This window comes from Streptomyces virginiae, from assembly GCF_000720455.1.
Lineage (GTDB): Bacteria > Actinomycetota > Actinomycetes > Streptomycetales > Streptomycetaceae > Streptomyces > Streptomyces virginiae.
This window is the reverse complement of record NZ_JOAK01000112.1, coordinates 1-274: the sequence shown is the minus strand read 5'-3', so window position 1 is coordinate 274 and position 274 is coordinate 1. Positions and strand designations below refer to the sequence as shown.

The window sequence follows — 274 nt, the reverse complement described above, 5'->3', positions numbered from 1 at the left end:
GGTCATGCCGATGGACGCCTACCGCGAGGGCGACGTGTACGTGATCGCCTTCGACCTGCCCGGTGTGAGCACCGAGGCGATCGACATCGACGTCGAGCGGAACATGCTGACCGTCAAGGCGGAGCGCCGTCCGGCCGCCAAGGGCGACACCGTGCAGATGGAGCTCTCCGAGCGTCCCCTCGGTGTCTTCTCCCGCCAGATCATGCTGGCCGACACCCTCGACACCGAGCGCATCGAGGCCGACTACGACGCGGGTGTCCTGACCCTGCGGATC

1 protein-coding gene is annotated in these 274 nt (G+C 67.5%); it reads left to right on the top strand.

The features are described from left to right. The coding region (locus IG86_RS0138185; protein WP_030903259.1) for an Hsp20/alpha crystallin family protein at positions 1-274 on the top strand (274 nt) is incomplete at both ends.